The 17,542-nt window shown below is 67.6% G+C and carries 14 protein-coding genes; 6 read left to right on the plus strand and 8 right to left on the minus strand.

Annotated features, from left to right (window positions below; all coding sequences use genetic code 11):
* Positions 1–14 precede the first annotated feature (14 nt).
* The gene (locus tag AC1DOM_RS01575) at positions 15–1,685 is read left to right on the plus strand and encodes an ArnT family glycosyltransferase (RefSeq protein ID WP_498959550.1); all 1,671 of its coding nucleotides are present in this window, start codon (positions 15–17) and stop codon (positions 1,683–1,685) included.
* Here AC1DOM_RS01575 and AC1DOM_RS01580 read toward each other — a convergent pair.
* Positions 1,674–2,435 carry a glycosyltransferase family 2 protein gene (locus AC1DOM_RS01580; RefSeq protein ID WP_498959551.1) on the minus strand — a complete coding sequence of 254 codons (762 nt, stop codon included), beginning with the start codon at positions 2,433–2,435 and terminating at the stop codon, positions 1,674–1,676. The two genes, AC1DOM_RS01575 and AC1DOM_RS01580, sit on opposite strands and share 12 nt — an antisense overlap.
* Before the next feature lie 40 nt (positions 2,436–2,475).
* Between AC1DOM_RS01580 and AC1DOM_RS01585 the strand changes: the two genes are divergently transcribed.
* A complete protein-coding gene (locus AC1DOM_RS01585) occupies positions 2,476–3,606 on the plus strand; it encodes a glycosyltransferase (protein WP_498959554.1) in 1,131 nt (376 codons plus the stop codon).
* A 1-nt stretch (position 3,607) separates the two neighbouring features.
* Here AC1DOM_RS01585 and AC1DOM_RS01590 read toward each other — a convergent pair whose 3' ends face one another.
* Genes AC1DOM_RS01590 through AC1DOM_RS01600 form a run of 3 tightly spaced genes read right to left on the minus strand, consistent with a single transcriptional unit; the run spans position 3,608 to position 6,553 of the window.
* On the minus strand, positions 3,608–5,092 hold the full coding sequence (locus tag AC1DOM_RS01590) for a PH domain-containing protein (RefSeq protein WP_498960197.1): 1,485 nt from the start codon (positions 5,090–5,092) through the stop codon (positions 3,608–3,610).
* A complete protein-coding gene (locus tag AC1DOM_RS01595) occupies positions 5,079–5,564 on the minus strand; it encodes a PH domain-containing protein (protein ID WP_498960199.1) in 486 nt (161 codons plus the stop codon). Before AC1DOM_RS01595 ends, AC1DOM_RS01590 begins: the two co-directional genes overlap by 14 nt.
* Positions 5,565–5,587: 23 nt before the next feature.
* Positions 5,588–6,553, minus strand: coding sequence for a lauroyl acyltransferase (locus AC1DOM_RS01600; protein ID WP_498959556.1), 966 nt, complete (start codon positions 6,551–6,553; stop codon positions 5,588–5,590).
* Positions 6,554–6,613: 60 nt separating this feature from the next.
* Between AC1DOM_RS01600 and dtd the strand changes: the two genes are divergently transcribed.
* The 3 genes from dtd to AC1DOM_RS01615 all read left to right on the plus strand — a co-directional run bounded on the left by dtd (position 6,614) and on the right by AC1DOM_RS01615 (position 9,317).
* Entirely contained in the window at positions 6,614–7,054 is a 441-nt protein-coding gene (dtd, locus tag AC1DOM_RS01605; protein WP_498959559.1) for a D-aminoacyl-tRNA deacylase, read from the plus strand.
* 63 nt (positions 7,055–7,117) lie between these two features.
* Entirely contained in the window at positions 7,118–8,974 is a 1,857-nt protein-coding gene (gene rpoD / locus AC1DOM_RS01610; protein WP_498959561.1) for an RNA polymerase sigma factor RpoD, read from the plus strand.
* A gap of 52 nt (positions 8,975–9,026) precedes the next feature.
* Positions 9,027–9,317, plus strand: a complete 291-nt coding sequence (locus AC1DOM_RS01615) for a DUF6916 family protein (protein ID WP_498959563.1) — start codon at positions 9,027–9,029, stop codon at positions 9,315–9,317.
* On the opposite strand, the gene AC1DOM_RS01620 is transcribed toward AC1DOM_RS01615, so the two are convergent.
* The 4 genes from AC1DOM_RS01620 to AC1DOM_RS01635 are packed head-to-tail and all read right to left on the minus strand — an operon-like array spanning position 9,310 to position 11,459.
* Entirely contained in the window at positions 9,310–9,813 is a 504-nt protein-coding gene (locus AC1DOM_RS01620; protein ID WP_498959565.1) for a GNAT family N-acetyltransferase, read from the minus strand. The two genes, AC1DOM_RS01615 and AC1DOM_RS01620, sit on opposite strands and share 8 nt — an antisense overlap.
* Positions 9,813–10,352, minus strand: a complete 540-nt coding sequence (locus AC1DOM_RS01625) for a phage tail protein (protein ID WP_498959567.1) — start codon at positions 10,350–10,352, stop codon at positions 9,813–9,815. The genes AC1DOM_RS01620 and AC1DOM_RS01625 overlap by 1 nt, the downstream gene beginning before the upstream one ends.
* 13 nt (positions 10,353–10,365) lie before the next feature.
* On the minus strand, positions 10,366–10,893 hold the full coding sequence (locus AC1DOM_RS01630) for a phage tail protein (RefSeq protein ID WP_498959568.1): 528 nt from the start codon (positions 10,891–10,893) through the stop codon (positions 10,366–10,368).
* Between the two features lie 20 nt (positions 10,894–10,913).
* Positions 10,914–11,459, minus strand: a complete 546-nt coding sequence (locus AC1DOM_RS01635; protein WP_498959570.1) for a phage tail protein — start codon at positions 11,457–11,459, stop codon at positions 10,914–10,916.
* Positions 11,460–11,717: 258 nt separating this feature from the next.
* Between AC1DOM_RS01635 and AC1DOM_RS01640 the strand changes: the two genes are divergently transcribed.
* Entirely contained in the window at positions 11,718–17,534 is a 5,817-nt protein-coding gene (locus AC1DOM_RS01640; RefSeq protein ID WP_498959572.1) for a putative Ig domain-containing protein, read from the plus strand.
* Positions 17,535–17,542: the final 8 nt, after the last annotated feature.

The following is a 17,542-nucleotide window of genomic DNA, read 5'->3' on the forward strand; positions in this document are numbered from 1 at the left end:
AGGTGCGCGGCGTCATGACCGATGTCCGCCGCCGCGAGTTGTTCTGGTTCTTCGCCATCGCCCTGCTCGTGCTGGGCGCGGGCATCGGCCTGCGCGCGCCGTGGCCGGCCGACGAACCGCGCTTCGTCCTGGTCGCCAAGCAGATGTGGGACAGCGGCGACTGGTTGTTCCCGCATCGCGGCCACGAGTTGTATGCCGACAAGCCGCCGCTCTTCTTCTGGCTGCTCGGCGTGGCGTACGCGGTCGTGCGCGACTGGACGTGGGCCTTCCTGTTGCCTTCGCTCGTCGCGGCGATGGCCACGCTGTGGTTGACCTACGACCTCGCGCGCCGGCTCTGGTCGCATCGCGCGGGCTTGTGGTCGGCGATCGCCGTGCTCGCATGCGTGCAGTTCCTGTACCAGGCCAAGCGCGCGCAGATCGATCCGACGGTGGTCTGCTTCATCACGCTCGGTGTGTACGGCATCGCGCGGCATGTGTTGCTCGGCCCGGCGTGGCGTTGGTTCTGGATCGGGTGCTTCGCCGCGGGGCTCGGGGTGATCAGCAAGGGCGTCGGCTTCCTCGCGCTGCTGGCCCTGATTCCGTATGCGCTGATGCGTTGGCGCGGGTGGAACGGGCTGTCCGACCTGGGCCGCGGCAACGCCTTGCGCTGGAGCGGTGGCGCGCTCGCCTTCCTTGCGGCGATCGCGCTGTGGTTCGTGCCGATGATCCTCACCGCGACGACGAGCGGCGATCCCGAGCACCAAGCCTACGTCAACGAACTGCTCTTCAAGCAGACCGCGACCCGCTACACCAGCGCGTGGCACCACACGCAGCCGGTCTGGTATTTCCTCGAAGTCATCGCCTTCTACTGGATGCCGTTCTCGCTGGCCTTGCCGTGGTTGTTCCCGCGCTGGCGCGATGCGTTCCGTGCGCGCGATGCGCGCGTGTGGCTGCCGCTGGGTTGGGCGCTGCTGGTGCTGGTGTTCTTCAGCGCGAGCCCCGGCAAGCGCGACATGTACATCCTGCCGATGCTGCCGATGGTGGCCGTCGCGGCCGGGCCTTACCTGGAAGGCGTGACTGCGTCGAAATGGTTCCGTCGCATCCTGCTCGCGCTGGTCGTCGTCCTCGGGTTGGCGTTCGTCGGCGCCGGCGTCGCGGCGCTGCACGGCGATCCGTCGTTCGAAGTGAAGATCGAAGCCGAACGCGGCCTGGCGCCGGCGAGCGATGCGTTGTGGTGGCTACTCGCGATCACGGGCGCCGTCATGTTGGCCGTGTGCGCGTGGTGGCGGCGCGATGCGTTGAAGGCTTCCGCAATCGCGCTGTCGTTGCTGGTCGTCGTGCTGTTCTCCGGCACCGCGGTGCTGCTCGATGCGGAGAACTCCGCGCGCGCGGTGATGGAACGCGGCCGCACGATGGCGGGCGATGCGACGCTCGGCCTGGTCGCGTGGAAGGAACAGAACCTGCTGCAGGCGCAGGGCCCGGTCGAAGAATTCGGCTTCCGCAAACCCGTCGACCAGCAACTGCGCGCCGGCATCGCATGGCTGGAGGCCGCACCCGAAAAACGCCGCCTGTTCGTGCAGCAGGATGCGTTGGATGCGTGCCTGCTGCGCGAGCGCGGGCAGGCCATCGGCACGGCGAATCGGCGGACGTGGTGGTTGTTCGATGCCTCGGCGATCGCGCCGGCGTGCCGCGTGTCAGGCCGCTGAGGCGCGCGCGAGCAGGTCGTACTTGCGCTTGGCGTAGCGCGCATGCAGCCAGTGGAACTGCCAGCCCGCGGCGCCATCGATCAGGCCGCCACGCAACAACAGATTCTTGAGCAGGTAGGCGGTGGCGGCGAACCAACCGCGCAGCGGACCCGCCGTCTTTCCCTTCGCATGTTGCTCGCCCGCCCACAGCGCGGCGTAGCGCTGCAACTTCGTCCAGTAATCCTCGGCGCTGCGCGCGGTGTCGTGTTCGAGCACGATCTGCGAAGGACGCACCGTGCGGCCTTCGACGTCGAGGTATTCGTGCACCGCGCGCAGGCCGTGGCGGATGTTCGACCGGAACAGGCGATGCACGGGCTCGCGCGCGAAACTCCCGCCGCGCAGAGCGTGGCCGAGGAAATGCGTGCGCCGCATCAGCAGCCAGACATCGGCTTGTTCGATGTCGCCGGCGAAAAGCTTGCGCACCTGCTCCTGCGCGGCGGGCTCCAACCACTCATCCGCATCGAGCAGCAGCACCCAGCGCTCGCGCGCCATCGCGATCGCCGCGTTCTTCTGCAAGGCGAAGCCCTGCCACTCCAGCTGTTCGATGCGCGCGCCGAGTTCGGCGGCGATGCGCACCGTGTCGTCGGTCGAACCGGAATCGAGCACGATGACTTCGCTGCACAAGGGCATCATCGACGCGACGCACCGCGCGATGCGGTCGGCCTCGTTCTTCGTGATCACGACGCCGGACAGGGGCAGGGGCTGCGACATGCACGGGATTATGCCCGCCGCGGCCGGTAGACTGCGCGCCATGTCCGCCCCCGTCGACGCCCATTCGCCTGCGCCGCAGCCCGTCCGCGTCCTGCATTTCGTCACCGGCGGATTTTCCGGCGGTGCGACGCAGGTGGCGATCGCGCTGGCCCAGGCGGGTGTCGACAGCCCCCGGATCGCGCCGCTGCTCGTCCTTCGCCGCAAGCGCCGCACCGATCCGCGCCGCATCGCCGAGCTCCAACAGGCCGGCGTGCCCTTGCGCGTCGTGCCGGGTTGGTCGCACGCCGCGACGATCTGGGCGCTGGTGAAGGTGTGTCGCGAATTCAAACCCGACGTGCTGATCGCGCACGGCTTCAGCGAACACCTGTGGGGCCGCTACGCGGGGCTGATCGCGAAGGTGCCCCACCTGGTGCACGTCGAACACAACACGCGCGAGCGCTACACCGCGTGGCGCTTGAAGCAGTCCCGGTGGCTGGCCAAACGCAGCGCACGCATCGTCGGTTGCTCCGAAGGCGTGAAGAACGAACTGCTCGCGCAAGGCATGCCGCCCGAACGGACGATCGCGATTCCCAACGGCATTCGCCTGGCGCCGTTCGAAGAAGCCGACGCGCATCCGGTCGCGCAACGCATCCCGGGCATCGTCATGGTCGCGCGCCTGTCGAAACAGAAGGACCACGCGACCTTGATCCGTGCCGTCGCGCACCTGCGCGATCGTGGACATGTCGTGCCGGTGTCCTTCGCCGGCGGCGGCAAGGCGCGCCATCGCGCGCCGCTGGAACAACTCGTGCGTTTGCTGGGCCTGGAAGACCAGGTGCGCTTCCTCGGCGTCGCGCGCAACGTGCCTGAGCTGCTGCTGACGCATCGCATCGCGGTGCTGTCCACGCATTGGGAAGGCATGCCGCTCGCGCTCATCGAAGGCATGGCGGCAGGGTGCGCGGTGGTGGGCAGCGCCGTGCCCGGCGTGCGCGAAGTGATCGACGATGGCGTCGATGGGCGCCTTGTTCCCGAGAACGACGACGTGGCCCTGGCCGATGTGCTGCAGGAGCTGTTGACCAGCGATGCGCTTGCGACGCGCCTCGGCGCCGCCGCACGCCGTTCCGCGCAAGAAAAATACGGCCGCGAGTTGATGCACCAGCGCTACGAGGCGCTGTGCCTGGAACTCGCGCGCTGAATCACCAGCGCAGTTTGCGCGAAGCCAACCGCCGCGCCAGCCGATCGCACAACTCGCGTGCTTCCGCTTCGGGCATGTGTGCGATGCGCAAGGGGCCGGACATCGCACCGACGCCCGCGGTATCGAGCCACAAGGTCGCCATGCCCCAGCGCCGGTCGAGCGGGCCGGTTGCGATGCGCAGCGCCTGCAATTTGTCGATCTCCGCGAACCGCCACTGCCGCGACCACCAGCCCGCGCGCACGGCGATGAGCTTCTCGTTCACCGCGTAACCCGAACGGCGCGCATGGTGTTGCGCGACGAACCAGGTCCACGCCGGCCACGCGAGCGCGAGCAGGCCGATCCACCCGAAGCGCCACGTCAGCGCGATCACGACGAGTCCCGGGAACCACGCATTCGCGAGGAAAACGCGGATCGCCGATTTCGGATGCAGAGATTGCCACTCGAGCGAAGACCAGCCGACATCGGGCAGGAGGTGTTCGATCAGCGCATCGCATTGCGCGGGCGTCGCGACCGGTGCCAATTCACGGAAGGCGCGCGGGGCCTGGCCTTCGCGCGTCTGTCCGCCCGCGGTATCGACCTGCAGACTGCGGCGCCCGAGCAAACGATGCAGCACGCCTTCCTGCAGGGTCCACGCTTGCAGGCGTCGCTTGGATGCGGAGTTGCGCGAACGCGCGAGCAACCCGCGCTCCACGGTGAGCCGCGGCCCGTCTTCGCTCAGCACGAAACCGTAGTACTGCAACAAGGCCAGCGCGAGCGACAACAGGCGCATCATCGCCAGCAATGCGATGACCAGCGTCGCACCGGCGATGGCGTAATCCTGCACGCCGAAGTGGTGCGACTCGGCCCAGCCGAACATCGCCTTGCCCCAGGTTTCGAACAGGTTTTCCGCCAGGCGCGGCGCGAACTGCATCGAAGCGGCGTAACCGCCGAGCAGGACGAGCAGCCCGCGATTGGAGATCAGGCCAAGACGCAAGACTTCGCCCGGCGACAAGGCGAGCAGCACGTGCGACGAAGGCGCTTCACCTTCGGCGGCGACATCGACCGTCGCACCGCGATGCCGGATCAGCCGCTCCAGCGCGAGCGCATCATCCATGCGCAACACGCGCATCGTGGCTTCGGGTTTGTCGCCGCCCGCCGAATCCAGTCGCAATTCGGCCACGCCGAACATCCGATGCAACACCGTCTGGTTCACCGACACGTTGTGGATGCGCGCGTAGGGGATCTCGCGACGTTGCCGATGCAGCCAGCCGCTACGGATCGTCAACCCGTCGCGGCCGACGCTGTAGCGATAGGTGACGTACTGCAGCACCGAGGTCAGCGTGAGCACGCCGACGCCGATCAGCGGCCACAACTCGTTGCGGTCGCCGCCGAAGAAGAACGCGGCGACGATCGGAATGATGAACTGCCGTAGTTGCTGCAGCAGCACGAACAGCCACGACCACGGATGGAGCCGCCGATCCGGCGGCGCCGCGTCAGAGGGCGTCATCGTCGTCGAGTTGGCGCGCGAGGCGGTCGCGCAGGGCTTCGGCATCCCCGGCATCCAGGCCGGTCACCGACACCGCGCTCATCTTGCTGCCCGCGGTGTGGACCACGAGCGTGGCGAGGTTCCAGCGCCGCTCGAGCGGGCCGTGTTTGAGATCCAGGTGTTGCACGCGCGAGGCGGGCACGCGGGTTTCGCGAAAGAACAGGCGGCCGCGGCGATACGCGAAACCATCCTCGCCCAGGCGCCATGCACTCGAACGAAAACGCTTGATCCCCACGATGACGCCCAGCGCCAGCAACACCGCCCACGACGACAACGCGATGGCGGCCGCACCCCCGGTGCCGATCTGCGTGCCGAAAGAAAACGCCAACACGGCAATCGGAATGCCCGCGACGAACCCGATCGCGCCATGGCGCAACGCGTACAACGTCTTCGCGCGTGGCGACAAGGGCCGCCACTGCGCGTCGATCGGCATCGTTTCGTCCGTTGCGGCTTCGCTCACTGCGATTCCCCTTCCCCGGTGCGCGCCAGCGCGGCGCGTTGCGCGCTTGCAGGGTAGCAGTCGGGCCAGTACGGATTGCCGAGCGGACTGCCGGGCGCGGGGATCGAGAAGCGCTTGTAGGTCCATTGATATTGCGCAGGGTCGCGGCGCGCGACGCGTTCGATGGCGGCGTTCAACGCCGCGACATCCTTCGCCGCATCGGGCACCGCTTCGAAGCGCAACGCGAATGCCGGGCCGTCGTCGGTTTGCCCGATGCGCTCGCAATATCCGACCAATACCGTCGCGCCCGTGCGCTGGGCCAAGCGCGTGAGCAGCGTCATGGTCAGTGCGGGAGTCCCGAAGAACGGCGCGAACTCGCCGTCGCCGGCCTTGGGTTGCTGGTCGGGCAGGATCCCGGCGACACCGCCGCCCTGCAGCAACTTGAACAAGCCGCGGATCGCCGGACCTTCGGCCCGCACCTGCGTCACGCGATCGGCATCGCCGTGCGCGGCGCGCACGCGGCGCAGGAAGGCTTCGCCGATCTTCGAATCGGGCGGTGCGTAGAGGATCGCCAGTTGCGTGCGCGAGGCCAGCCACTGGTTCAACAACTCCCAGTTGCCGTAATGCGGGGCGGCGACGATCAGGCCCTTGCCGGCAGCGAGCGCGGCGTCGAAGAGCTCCACGCCGTGCGACTCGCGGATCAGCGCGAGATTGCGTGCGTGCGGCCGCGTCCAGAAGCGCAGGGTTTCCAGCGCCTGCCGCGTGGTGGTCCGCAGGACATCGGCGGTCCGCTGCGCCCGTTGCGCGGGCAGCCATTCGGGGTAGGCCAGTTCGAGGTTCCGCTTCACCACCCGGGCGCTGCGCGCATCGCGGCCGGCCCAGAGGCGGGCGAAGCCGTCCGCCATCGCCCGCAGCCACGGCCAGGGCAGGCGGGCGAACCAGGTGGCGAGGAGGTGGATGAGGCCTGCGGCGAAGTCGGTCACGTGGGAAGTCTAGCGGGCGCGGTCTGCTAGCTTGGCGCACCCGGCCACGATCGCAACGCCATGCTCGCCCTCATCCAGCGCGTCACCGAAGCCAGCGTGGTGGTCGACGGCGCCATCGTCGGCGCCATCGATGCCGGCCTGCTCGCCTTCGTCGGCATGGAGCCGGGGGATACCGACGCGCAGATCGCGCGGATCGCCGAACGCCTCCTCGGATACCGTGTTTTCGAAGACGCGCAGGGCAAGATGAACCTCGGGCTGAAGGACACGGGGGGCGGGCTGCTGCTCGTCAGCCAGTTCACCCTGGCCGCGGACACGCAGTCGGGCATGCGCCCCAGCTTCAGCACGGCCGCGCCGCCGGAAGTCGCTGAACCCGGCTTCAACAAACTTGTCGAAGCTTGCCGCCAGCGGCACGCGGGAAGGGTGGAAACAGGCCGGTTCCGGGCCCATATGATCGTTCGTCTCGTCAATGACGGGCCGGTCACCTTCCTTCTCCGACCCTGATCATCACCCCCGGCGGGTATAATGCCGGGTTCCCTCAGACCCTCATAAACGGTGGCGCACCACATGGCAACCGAACGCCAGGCCCCCCAGTCCGACATCAAGCAGCTGATCAGCAAGGGCCTGGAACAGGGATACCTGACCTACGCCGAAGTCAACGATCACCTGCCCGACGACGTCGTCGATCCCGAACAGATCGAAGACATCATCGGCATGATCAACGGCATGGGCATCGAAGTGCACGAAGTTGCACCCGACGCCGAAACCCTCCTCCTCGCCGGTTCGTCCGGCGGCGGTCGCGAAGTCGACGACACCGCGGCCGAAGAAGCCGCGGCCGCGCTGACCGCGCTCGATTCCGAAGGCGGCCGCACGACCGACCCCGTCCGCATGTACATGCGCGAGATGGGCACGGTCGAACTGCTGACGCGCGAAGGCGAAATCGCCATCGCCAAGCGCATCGAGGAAGGCCTCAACCAGATGCTCTCGGCACTGGCGAGCTTCCCCTGGTCGATCCAGCTGCTGCTGGAGGAATACGACCTGCACAAGGCCGGCAAGAAGCGCCTGGCCGAAATCGTCGCGGGCTTCAACGACATCGAAGAGCCGGTCGCCGAAATCCCGGTGCCCGCTGAAGTCGACGAGAACGCCGCCGAAGTCGAGGAAGAAGAAGTCGCCGAAGGCGAGGAAGCCGCCGAGGAAACGGGCCCGACGGGTCCGGATCCGGCCGAAGTCCTGCGCCGCATGGACGCGATGGGCGCCCTCTACCAGAAGTTCCAGAAGTCCTACCAGAAGAACGGCCCGACCGCGAAGCCGGTCGCCAAGCTCCGCGAGGAGATGGCCGAGATCTTCATGACGCTCAAGCTGCCGCTGCCGCTGACCGATACGCTGGTCCGCAAGCTGCGCGACGTGGTGGGCGAGATCAAGGACCACGAGCGCCGCATCCTCGACCTGGCCACGCGCGTCGCGCGCATGCCGCGCAAGGATTTCCTGCGCGCCTGGGAAGGCAACCAGACCAACCTGGGTTGGGTGGACGACGTCCTCAAGCGCAAGCAGAAGTGGTCCTCGGGCCTGCGCGACGTCAAGGAACAGATCGTCGCCGAGCAGGAAGCCACCATCGCGGTGGAACAGGCGCTGTACCTGCAGCTGCCCGACATCAAGGAAATCTCGCGCGCGATGGCCTACGGCGAGGCGAAGGCCCGCAAGGCCAAGAAGGAGATGGTCGAGGCCAACCTGCGCCTGGTGATCTCCATCGCCAAGAAGTACACCAACCGCGGCCTGCAGTTCCTCGACCTCATCCAGGAAGGCAACATCGGCCTGATGAAGGCGGTCGACAAGTTCGAATACCGCCGCGGCTACAAGTTCTCGACGTATGCCACCTGGTGGATCCGCCAGGCCATCACGCGCTCGATCGCCGACCAGGCACGCACCATCCGCATCCCGGTGCACATGATCGAGACGATCAACAAGCTCAATCGCATCTCCCGCCAGATGCTCCAGCAGTTCGGCCGCGAGGCCACGCCGGAAGAGTTGGCGAAAGAGATGGACATGCCCGAGGACAAGATCCGCAAGGTCATGAAGATCGCGAAGGAACCGATCTCCATGGAGACGCCGATCGGCGACGACGAGGATTCGCACCTGGGCGACTTCATCGAGGACACCAACGTGGAGTCCCCGATCGAAAGCACCACCAACATCAACCTGTCCGAAACGGTGCGCGACGTGCTCGCGGGCCTGACGCCGCGGGAAGCGAAGGTGTTGCGCATGCGCTTCGGCATCGACATGAATACCGACCACACGCTGGAAGAGGTCGGCAAGCAGTTCGACGTCACGCGCGAGCGCATCCGCCAGATCGAAGCCAAGGCGTTGCGCAAGCTGCGCCATCCCAGCCGGAGCGAACAGCTCCGCAGCTTCCTCGACATCGACTGACCGCAACACCAGGAGCCCCGCGAAAGCGGGGCTTCTGCTTTACCATGCGCGCATGGATCTGCTCCGCCTCGAACACTTCGCGCCGCACGTGAACACCACCTTCTCCGCGTCCTACGACGGGATGGAAGTGCCGTTCGAGCTCGTCGAAGCGCGCGCGCTGCCGCAACGCACGCCGGGCGCGATGCGCGCACCGTTCTCGCTGTTGTTCCGCAATACCTCGCCGATCGTGTTCCCGCAGCAGATCTATCCGATGCGCCACGACAAGATGGGCGAGCTGGGGATTTTCATCGTGCCCATCGCGCAGGAGCGGGGCGGGTTCCTGTACCAGGCGATCTTTAACTGAGCGACGCCGACCAGCGCATCAGCGCGTGCGTCCCGGTGTCGCCGGCCAGCGAAAACCCCAGCTTTTCGTAGAGGCGCCGCGCATCGCGATTATGGTGCGCGACATGCAGCGTCACCGCGCAACCGTCGGCGGCCGCCTGGTGCTGGCACTCGCGCAACAACGCGCCGCCGATGCCGCGGCCCCGCCAGTGCGCCTGCAGCGCGATGTCCACGATGCGCCATTCGCCCGCATCGTAGGAACGATCGAGGATCCAGCGGCCGATCGCACCCTCGTTTTCATGTTCGATCGCGAGGAAATCCGCGCACGCATGGTGCGCGATGAAATGCTTGTGCTGCAGCCCGTATTGCTGCGCGATCAGATGCTCGCGCGCGATGGCGGGCAGCGGAACCCAGGTCAGCTCCGGCCGCGATTGCGCGAACAGCGCGTGCTGCCAGGCGGTGTCGTCCTCGGTGAGCGCGCGAAGGCGGACGCCGAGCGCGCGCAATGCCGCGGTCATCAGTCGCGCGCGGGGAAGATGCCTTGCAACGCGATGCAGAAATTCATCGCGAGGTAGGGCTGGCTGTTTTCGTGCGGCTGCGAACCGCCGGAGAACGGACCGAGCATGCCCGGCGCCATCGTCGTATCGGGCGATGCGTTGAACGTGCGCGAGGTCGTGCTGGCGGCGAGGAAGGACAGCCCGCCGTTGGCGACCGGCGTGCCCGTGCCGCTGCCCGGCGCGGTCTGCGAGTACGCGTTGAATGCGTGCGTGTGCGCGGGCACTTCCGTCTGCAACAGCGCGACGCTCGCGCTGCCGAAGGTCTCGCCGATCTCGCGCGGCGACAACCCGGCCCCCTGGCCCTGGCCCGCGGCCGCGCGTCCGGTGAAGTTCGGCAACTGGTAGGTCGAGATCCCGTTGCCGCCGTAGGTGGTGCCGAGCAGCGAGAACAGGGCGGTGTTCTGCTGGATCGCCATCGTCGCGCCGTTGCAGAACGCCCAGCCGTTCGGATTGAAATTGAATCCGAAGATCTGGATCTCGCCGAGGAAGGGTTCAGTCACGTCAGGCTCCGGATCAATTCTGGCTCGGGAAGATGCCTTCCCACGCGATGCACCAGCGCGCGGTCAGGGTCGGCATCGTGTTGTCGTGCGGCTGGCTCGAGCCTGCAGGCGTCGTCGACGCCGGCGACATCGCCGCGGCGTTGTTGCCCGTGAGCGTGTTGACGTAGAAGGTATCGCCGCTCACCGCGGCGGGCAGCAGGCCGGGGCCGGGCGTCGTCGAAGTCGCGGCAGCCGTCGTCGCGTAGACCGGATGCGAGTGCGCAGGCACCTGCGCGGTCGTCAGCGTCACCGTCTCGGTGCCCGCGCGCTCGCCGAGCACGCGATTGCTCAGGCCCGGGCCCTGTCCGATGTGGATCGGCGCGCGGCTGCGCAGGTCGGGCAAGCCGAAGGTCGTGACGCCGTCGCCGCCGTATGTGGTTCCGAGGAGCACGTAGAGCACCTCGAAATCCGCGATCGACAACAGTTGCCCCGCGCAGTCCATCCATCCGCGCGGCGCGAAGGTGTACGGAAACAGGCGAATTTCGCCGATGTAAGGTTCCATGGTCGCGGTCTCCGGCGGCGTCAGCTGCGCGAGGGATAGATGCCCGAGAGGGCGATGCAGAAATTCAGCGCCGTGTACGGCTGCATGTTCGGGTGCGGCTGGTTCTGGCCCGACTGCGCGACGGTGGCCGGATTCAACTGCACCGTCGTACCGCCCGCGGGCGCATACAAGGGCTCTGCGGCGCCGGCGGTGTTGGTGCTCTGCGCGAACACGCGCGCACTCGGCACTCTGTTGTTGCCCGGGCCGGTGGATGCGCGAACCTGGTGCGTGTGCGAAGGCACCTGCGCGCTGTTGAGCGTGACGTTTTCGACGCCGCCTACCTGTCCCTGCACCATGTTCGGCTGCCAGCCCGGATCGACCGAACTGCCCGCGCCGACGGGCGTGCGCCCACGCAGGTCCGGCAGTGCGAAGTTCTGGACGCCGTTACCGCCGTAATAAGTACCGAGCAGCGAGAACAAGGCGGTGTTCTGCTGGATCGACAGCAGCTGGCCGTTGCACTGCGCCCAATATTTCGGCGCAAAGCCGAAACCGACCAGCATGACCTGGCCAAGGTAGAACTCGGACATCGCGTTGTTTCCCCTGCGTCGACGTGGCGACGGAACCCCGCGACGACACCGTTTCCCCCGGTCGTCGCGACGCGACACTGTGCAGGCATCCGTCCGCGTCGGCAAGTATCTGGAACGAGTGTCTCCTTTCGGTAGCTGAATCCGTCACGCTTTCCCTTGTCACCGCGACGTGTTTCAATCGCCAACGCTTTTGTAGCCGCGTGCGTCGCCCCGGGGATGGGCCGTGCGACGGATCCGGGGAATCAGGGGACAATCCGAATGCAGCTTCCGATCACGCGTCGCGCGTGCGACGTCCGTCGTTTTGCGTTTCTTTTTTCGCTTTTGCTGTGCTTCGGCGTGCTCTTTCCCTCCCTGGCGTTCGCGCAGGACTCGGCCTACTGCCCGCAGATCAACGAGTCCGTCGCCACGGGCGCGTCGGTCCAGATCGACGTGAGCGATTGCGACGGTCCCTTCGATGGCGGCATGAGCGAACCGCTCGCCGGCTTCGGCGCGAGCCACGGCACGGTGACCATCGGGGCGAACAACGCTGGCGTGCAGTTCGTCAGCTACGCGCACAACGGCGACACGGCCACTTCCGACGCCTTCATCCTGGAGGACAACGACGGTGGGATGGTGCTGGTCGACGTGACCATCACCGCGGCCACCTCGTCGATCGTCGTGTCCCCGGCTTCGCTCAACGCGATGGTGGTCGGCGCCCCGTTCTCGCAGACGCTTTCCGCCACCGGCGGCACCGGCGGCTCCTATACCTTCTCGAACGCCAGCACGTTGCCGGCCGGCCTTGTCCTCGCATCGAACGGCACGCTGAGCGGTACGCCGACGCAACGCGGCCCCTACAACTTCGACGTCGCTGCGAGCGACGGAGTCGAAACCGGCATCAAGGGCTACACGGGCAGCATCGCGAATCCCACGCTCGCGCTCGGCACCCCGACGATCACCGTTTCGCAGAACGTTGCGACTTCGCAGACGGTCACTGCCACGGGTGGTGTCGCGCCTTACATCTTCACCATCGAAACCGGATCGTTGCCTGCGGGCCTGTCGATCTCCGCTGCCGGCGTGGTGAGTGGCACCACGAGCGTGGCGGCCGGCAACTACCCGGTCACCTTGCGCGTGACCGATGCGAGCACCGGCGCAGGCAGCTATTTCGAACTCGAAACCCTGACCGTCGCCGTGTCCGCATTGCCGACGGTGTCGATCAGCGTCGCGCCGGCCAGCGTCACCGAAGACGGTGCGACCAACCTGGTCTACACGATCGGCCGCGGCGCGATCACCAGCGGCGCGCTGACCGTGAACCTGACCTACGGCGGCACCGCGACGGCCGGCAGCGATTACACCGGCAACACCGCGACGGTCGTCATTCCCAACGGCAGCAGCTCGGTCACGCTGACGATCGATCCCATCGCCGACGGCACGATCGAAGCCAATGAAACCGCGATCGTCACCGTCGCCAGCGGCGCCGGTTACGCGGTCGGGGCGCCCGCCGCGGCGACCGGCACGATCAACAACGACGACGTGCCCGCGGTTTCGGTCGCCGTCTCGCCGGCTTCGGTCTCCGAAGACGGCGCCACGAACCTCGTCTACACCTTCACGCTCAGCCAGCCCGCATTGAGCAGCATCTCGATCAACTGGGCCTTCGGCGCAGGCTCGGCGACGGGGGGCACGGACTTCACCGCTACCCCGGGCCCGCTGGTCATTCCCGCCGGCGCGACGAGCGGCACGGTGATCGTGGACCCCGCGGCGGATGCGACGCCCGAGCCGGATGAAACCGTCCTCGTCGTGCTCAACGCAGGCACCGGTTACACGACGGCGCTGCCGATCAGCGCCACCGGCACCATCGTCAACGACGATCTGCCGACGTTGTCGATCAACGATGTCTCCGTTTCCGAGAGCGCGGGGACGGCGACGTTCACCGTGTCGCTCAGCGCGCCTGCATTGGCCGGTGGCGTGACGTTCGACATCGCGACCGCGAATGGCAGCGCCACCTCGGGCGCGGACTACACGACGAACAGCCTGACCAGCCAGATCATTTCGGCAGGCAGCAGCACCTACACCTTCACCGTCGCGATCAACGACGACGCACTGAACGAGCCGTCGGAGAATTACTTCGTCAACGTCTCCAACGTGACCGGCGCGACCATCTCCGACGCGCAGGGCCAGGGCCAGATCACCGACAACGATGCGGCGCCGACGATCTCGATCGACGATCTGTCGACCAACGAAGGCAACGTGGCGATCGCGGCCAGCGCGGTCGCGGTGCGCCTGAGCGCAGCGAGCGGCCAGCCCGTCACCGTGAACTACGCGACGGCCGATGGTACGGCCGCCGCGCCCGGCGATTACGTGGCCGGTTCGGGCACGGTCACCTTCCCGGCCGGCACGACGGTGCGCGTGATTTCCGTCGGCATCGTGGGCGACATCACGCCCGAGGCCAACGAAACCTTCAACGTCAACCTGTCCGGCGCAACGAACGCGACCATCGCCGACGCCAGCGCGCAGGTCACGATCCTCAACGACGACGTGCCGGTCAGCATCACGACGGCGACGGTGCCGAACGCAACCGTGGCCACGGGATACAGCCAGTCGATTTCCGCCACGGGCGGCGCCGCGCCGTATTCGTACGCAGTCACCGCGGGCACGTTGCCCGCCGGCCTGACGCTGTCGACGGGCGGCACGCTCTCCGGCACGCCGACCGCAGGCGGCGCGTTCAATTTCACCGTCACCGCGACCGACAGCAGCCCGTCGCCGGGCCCGTTCACCGCGAGCCAGGCCTACACGCTGGCCGTCAGCGCGGCGGCGATCACGCTGCCCGCGACGACCCTGCCCGGCGGCACGTTGTCGCAGGCCTACAGTGCTTCGCTCAATGCGGCATCGGGCGGCACCGCGCCGTATTCCTACGCCGTGACCAGCGGCGCGTTGCCGAATGGTCTTGCGCTCAATGCATCGACCGGCGCGATCACCGGCACGCCGACCGCGATGGGCACCTTCAACTTCGCCATCATGGCGACCGACAGCAGCACGGGCAGCGGTCCGTACGTGTCGACGGCGCGCAACTACGCCATCGGCATCACCGACGTCACGCCCGTCGCGAACGCCAGCACGCATGCCGCGGCTTACGGTTCGGCCGCCGCCACGGTGACGCTCGACATCACCGGTGGTGCGCCGACCAATGTCACGGTCGCGACCAACGCAGTGAACGGCGTCGTCAACGCCAGCGGCGTGACGATCACCTACCAGCCCAACGCCGGCTTCGCAGGCACCGACAGCTTCACCTACACCGCGACCAACAGCGGCGGCACGTCCGCGCCGGCGACGGTCTCGGTCACGGTCGCCGATCCGTCGATCGCGATCGCCACGACGGCAGGCTTCAACGCAACGGTCGCAGCGCCGTACACGCAGACCTTCACCTTCAGCGGCGGCGCCGCGCCGTATTCCGGTTACCAGGTGACGAACCTGCCGGCCGGCGTGTCGATCACCGGCACCACCGCGAACAGCGTGACGATCGCGGGCACGCCGACGCAAGCCGGCACATTCGCGCTTTCGGTGTCGGCCACCGACAGCAGCACGGGCGCCGGTCCGTTCACCACGACGCAGGCGTTCTCGCTGGATGTCGCGGTGCCGACGATCGCGCTTGCGCCGGGTGCGACGACGTTCAACGCGCCGTACGCGGCCGCGTTCTCGCAGGCGTTCACGGCCAGCGGCGGCGTCGGCCCCTACACCTACGTGCAGACCGGCACGTTGCCGGCCGGCGTGACCTTCGCGGGCAACACGCTCTCGGGCACGCCGACGGTGCCGGGGAATTACAACGTGACCATCACCGCGACCGACACCGGTTCGACGGGCGTGGGCGCGCCGTTCACGATCGCGCACGCTTACACGATCAACGTCGGTGCGCCGACGATCGCCGTCACCCCGGCGACCGTGCCGAATGCGACGGCGGGCGCCGCGTATTCGCAGGCGCTCTCGGCCAGCGGTGCAGTCGCGCCGTACACCTTCGCGATCACCGCAGGCGCGCTGCCCGCGGGCGTGACGCTGTCGCCGGCCGGTGCACTCGCCGGCACGCCGACTGCATCTGGCGCGTTCAACTTCACCGTGCAGGCCAGCGACGCGAACAACCAGGTCGCCACGCAGGCCTACACGTTGAACGTCGCAGTGCCGACCATCGCGCTCACGCCGGCCACGCTCGCCGGCGGGACCGCGGGCACCGCGTACACGCAGGTGCTGACGATCTCCGGCGGCATCGCGCCGTACACGGCGACGCTCACCGGCGCGTTGCCGGCGGGCATCGCGTTCGATTCGACGACGCGCACGTTCAGCGGCACGCCGACGCAGGCCGGTACGTTCAACGTTTCGGTCGCCGTCGCCGACAGCACGGGCGGCACCGCGGCCACCGTCACCAACGCCTACACGCTGGTGATCGCATCGCCGACGCTGACGCTCACGCCGGCGACGCTGGCAGCAGGCACCGCGGGCGTTACGTACACGCAGAGCTTCGCGACCACCGGCGGCATCGCGCCGTACACCTACGCGATCACGGCCGGCGCACTTCCCGCGGGCCTGGCCTTGAACGCTTCGACCGGCGCACTCTCGGGCACGCCGACGGTCGCCGGCAGCTTCACCTTCACCGTCGATGTCGTCGACAGCACGACCGGTACCGCGGCGAGTGCATCGCATGCGTACACGCTCGCGATCTCCGCGCCGACGATCACCATCACGCCGACGACGCTCACCGTGGGCACGCAGAACCAGGCCTACGCGCAGACGCTGACCGCGACCGGTGGTTCGGCGCCGTACACCTTCGCCGTCACCGCCGGTGCGTTGCCGGATGGTCTCACCCTCGCGACGGGCGGCGCGCTCTCGGGCACGCCGACGACGGACGGCAACTACAGTTTCACCGTCACCGCGACCGATGCGCTCGGCTTCACCGCCACGCAGGCCTACACCTTCGCCGTTATCGCGCGTCCGGATCCCACGCGTGATGCCGAAGTGCGCGGCCTGCTCGATGCGCAGGCGCAAGCGACGCAACGCTTCGCCAACGCGCAGATCAACAACTTCCAGCAACGCCTGGAAAGCCTGCACGGCGCCGGCGCGCGCGGCCTGAGCAACAGCGTGAGCATCAACGCACGCATGCGTTGCCCCGAAGCGCTCCGCGGCCCGAAGCAGGACCTGTGCACGCCGCAGTCGGCGATGCGCAACGGTGCAGCCCTCGCCGATGCGCCCGACAGCAGCCTGCCCGCCACTACGGCCGACGGCGCGTGGGGCGCATGGATCGGCGGTGCGATCCGTTCGGGTTCGACCGATGCGCGCAACGGCGCGGCCGGTGCCGATTTCGAAACCGACGGTCTCAGCGTCGGTGCCGACTGGCGCCTGTCGAAGTCCTTCGTGTTCGGCGCGGGCGTGGGCTACGGCCGCGACCAGAGCGACGTGGGCGAGCGCAACAGCCAGGTCGATGGCGAATCTTTCTCCGTCGTCGCCTACGCCAGCTACCACCCGGGTGAAACGTTCTTCCTCGACGGGCTGGTCGGCTATCAGGACATGCGCTTCGACCTCCGCCGCTATCTCACGATCAACGGTGGATCGGTGACCGGTGCGCGCGATGGCACGCAGTGGTTCGGGTCGCTTTCGAGCGGTGCGGACATCGTGCAGGGCAACGTGCAATACACCCCGTATGCGCGCCTGGATGTTTCGCGCGCCACGCTCGATGCCTACACCGAGCAGGGCGACGCCGTGTATTCGCTGGCCTACGGCGAACAGAACGTCGATGCGACGACCGGCAATGTCGGCCTGCGCGTGGAGATGAAGCACGACACGGACTGGGGCGTGTTCACGCCGATGTTCCGCGCCGAATACCAGCACGACTTCAAGGCCGACGGGTTCACGACGATGCGCTACGCCGACCTGATCTCCGGTCCGGTGTACGGCGCCGACGTGGCGGGCTTCGATCGTTCGCGCTGGATGCTCGGCCTGGGCGCCAACTTCGCGGTCGATGGCGCTTACTCCATCCGCGTCGAATATCGCGGCGTCTTCGGTTCGTCGGGCGATCGCGACAACGCCTTGCAGCTGATCTTCCAGAAGTCCTACTGAGCGGGGAA

The organism is Lysobacter sp. P5_B12 (assembly GCF_056400425.1).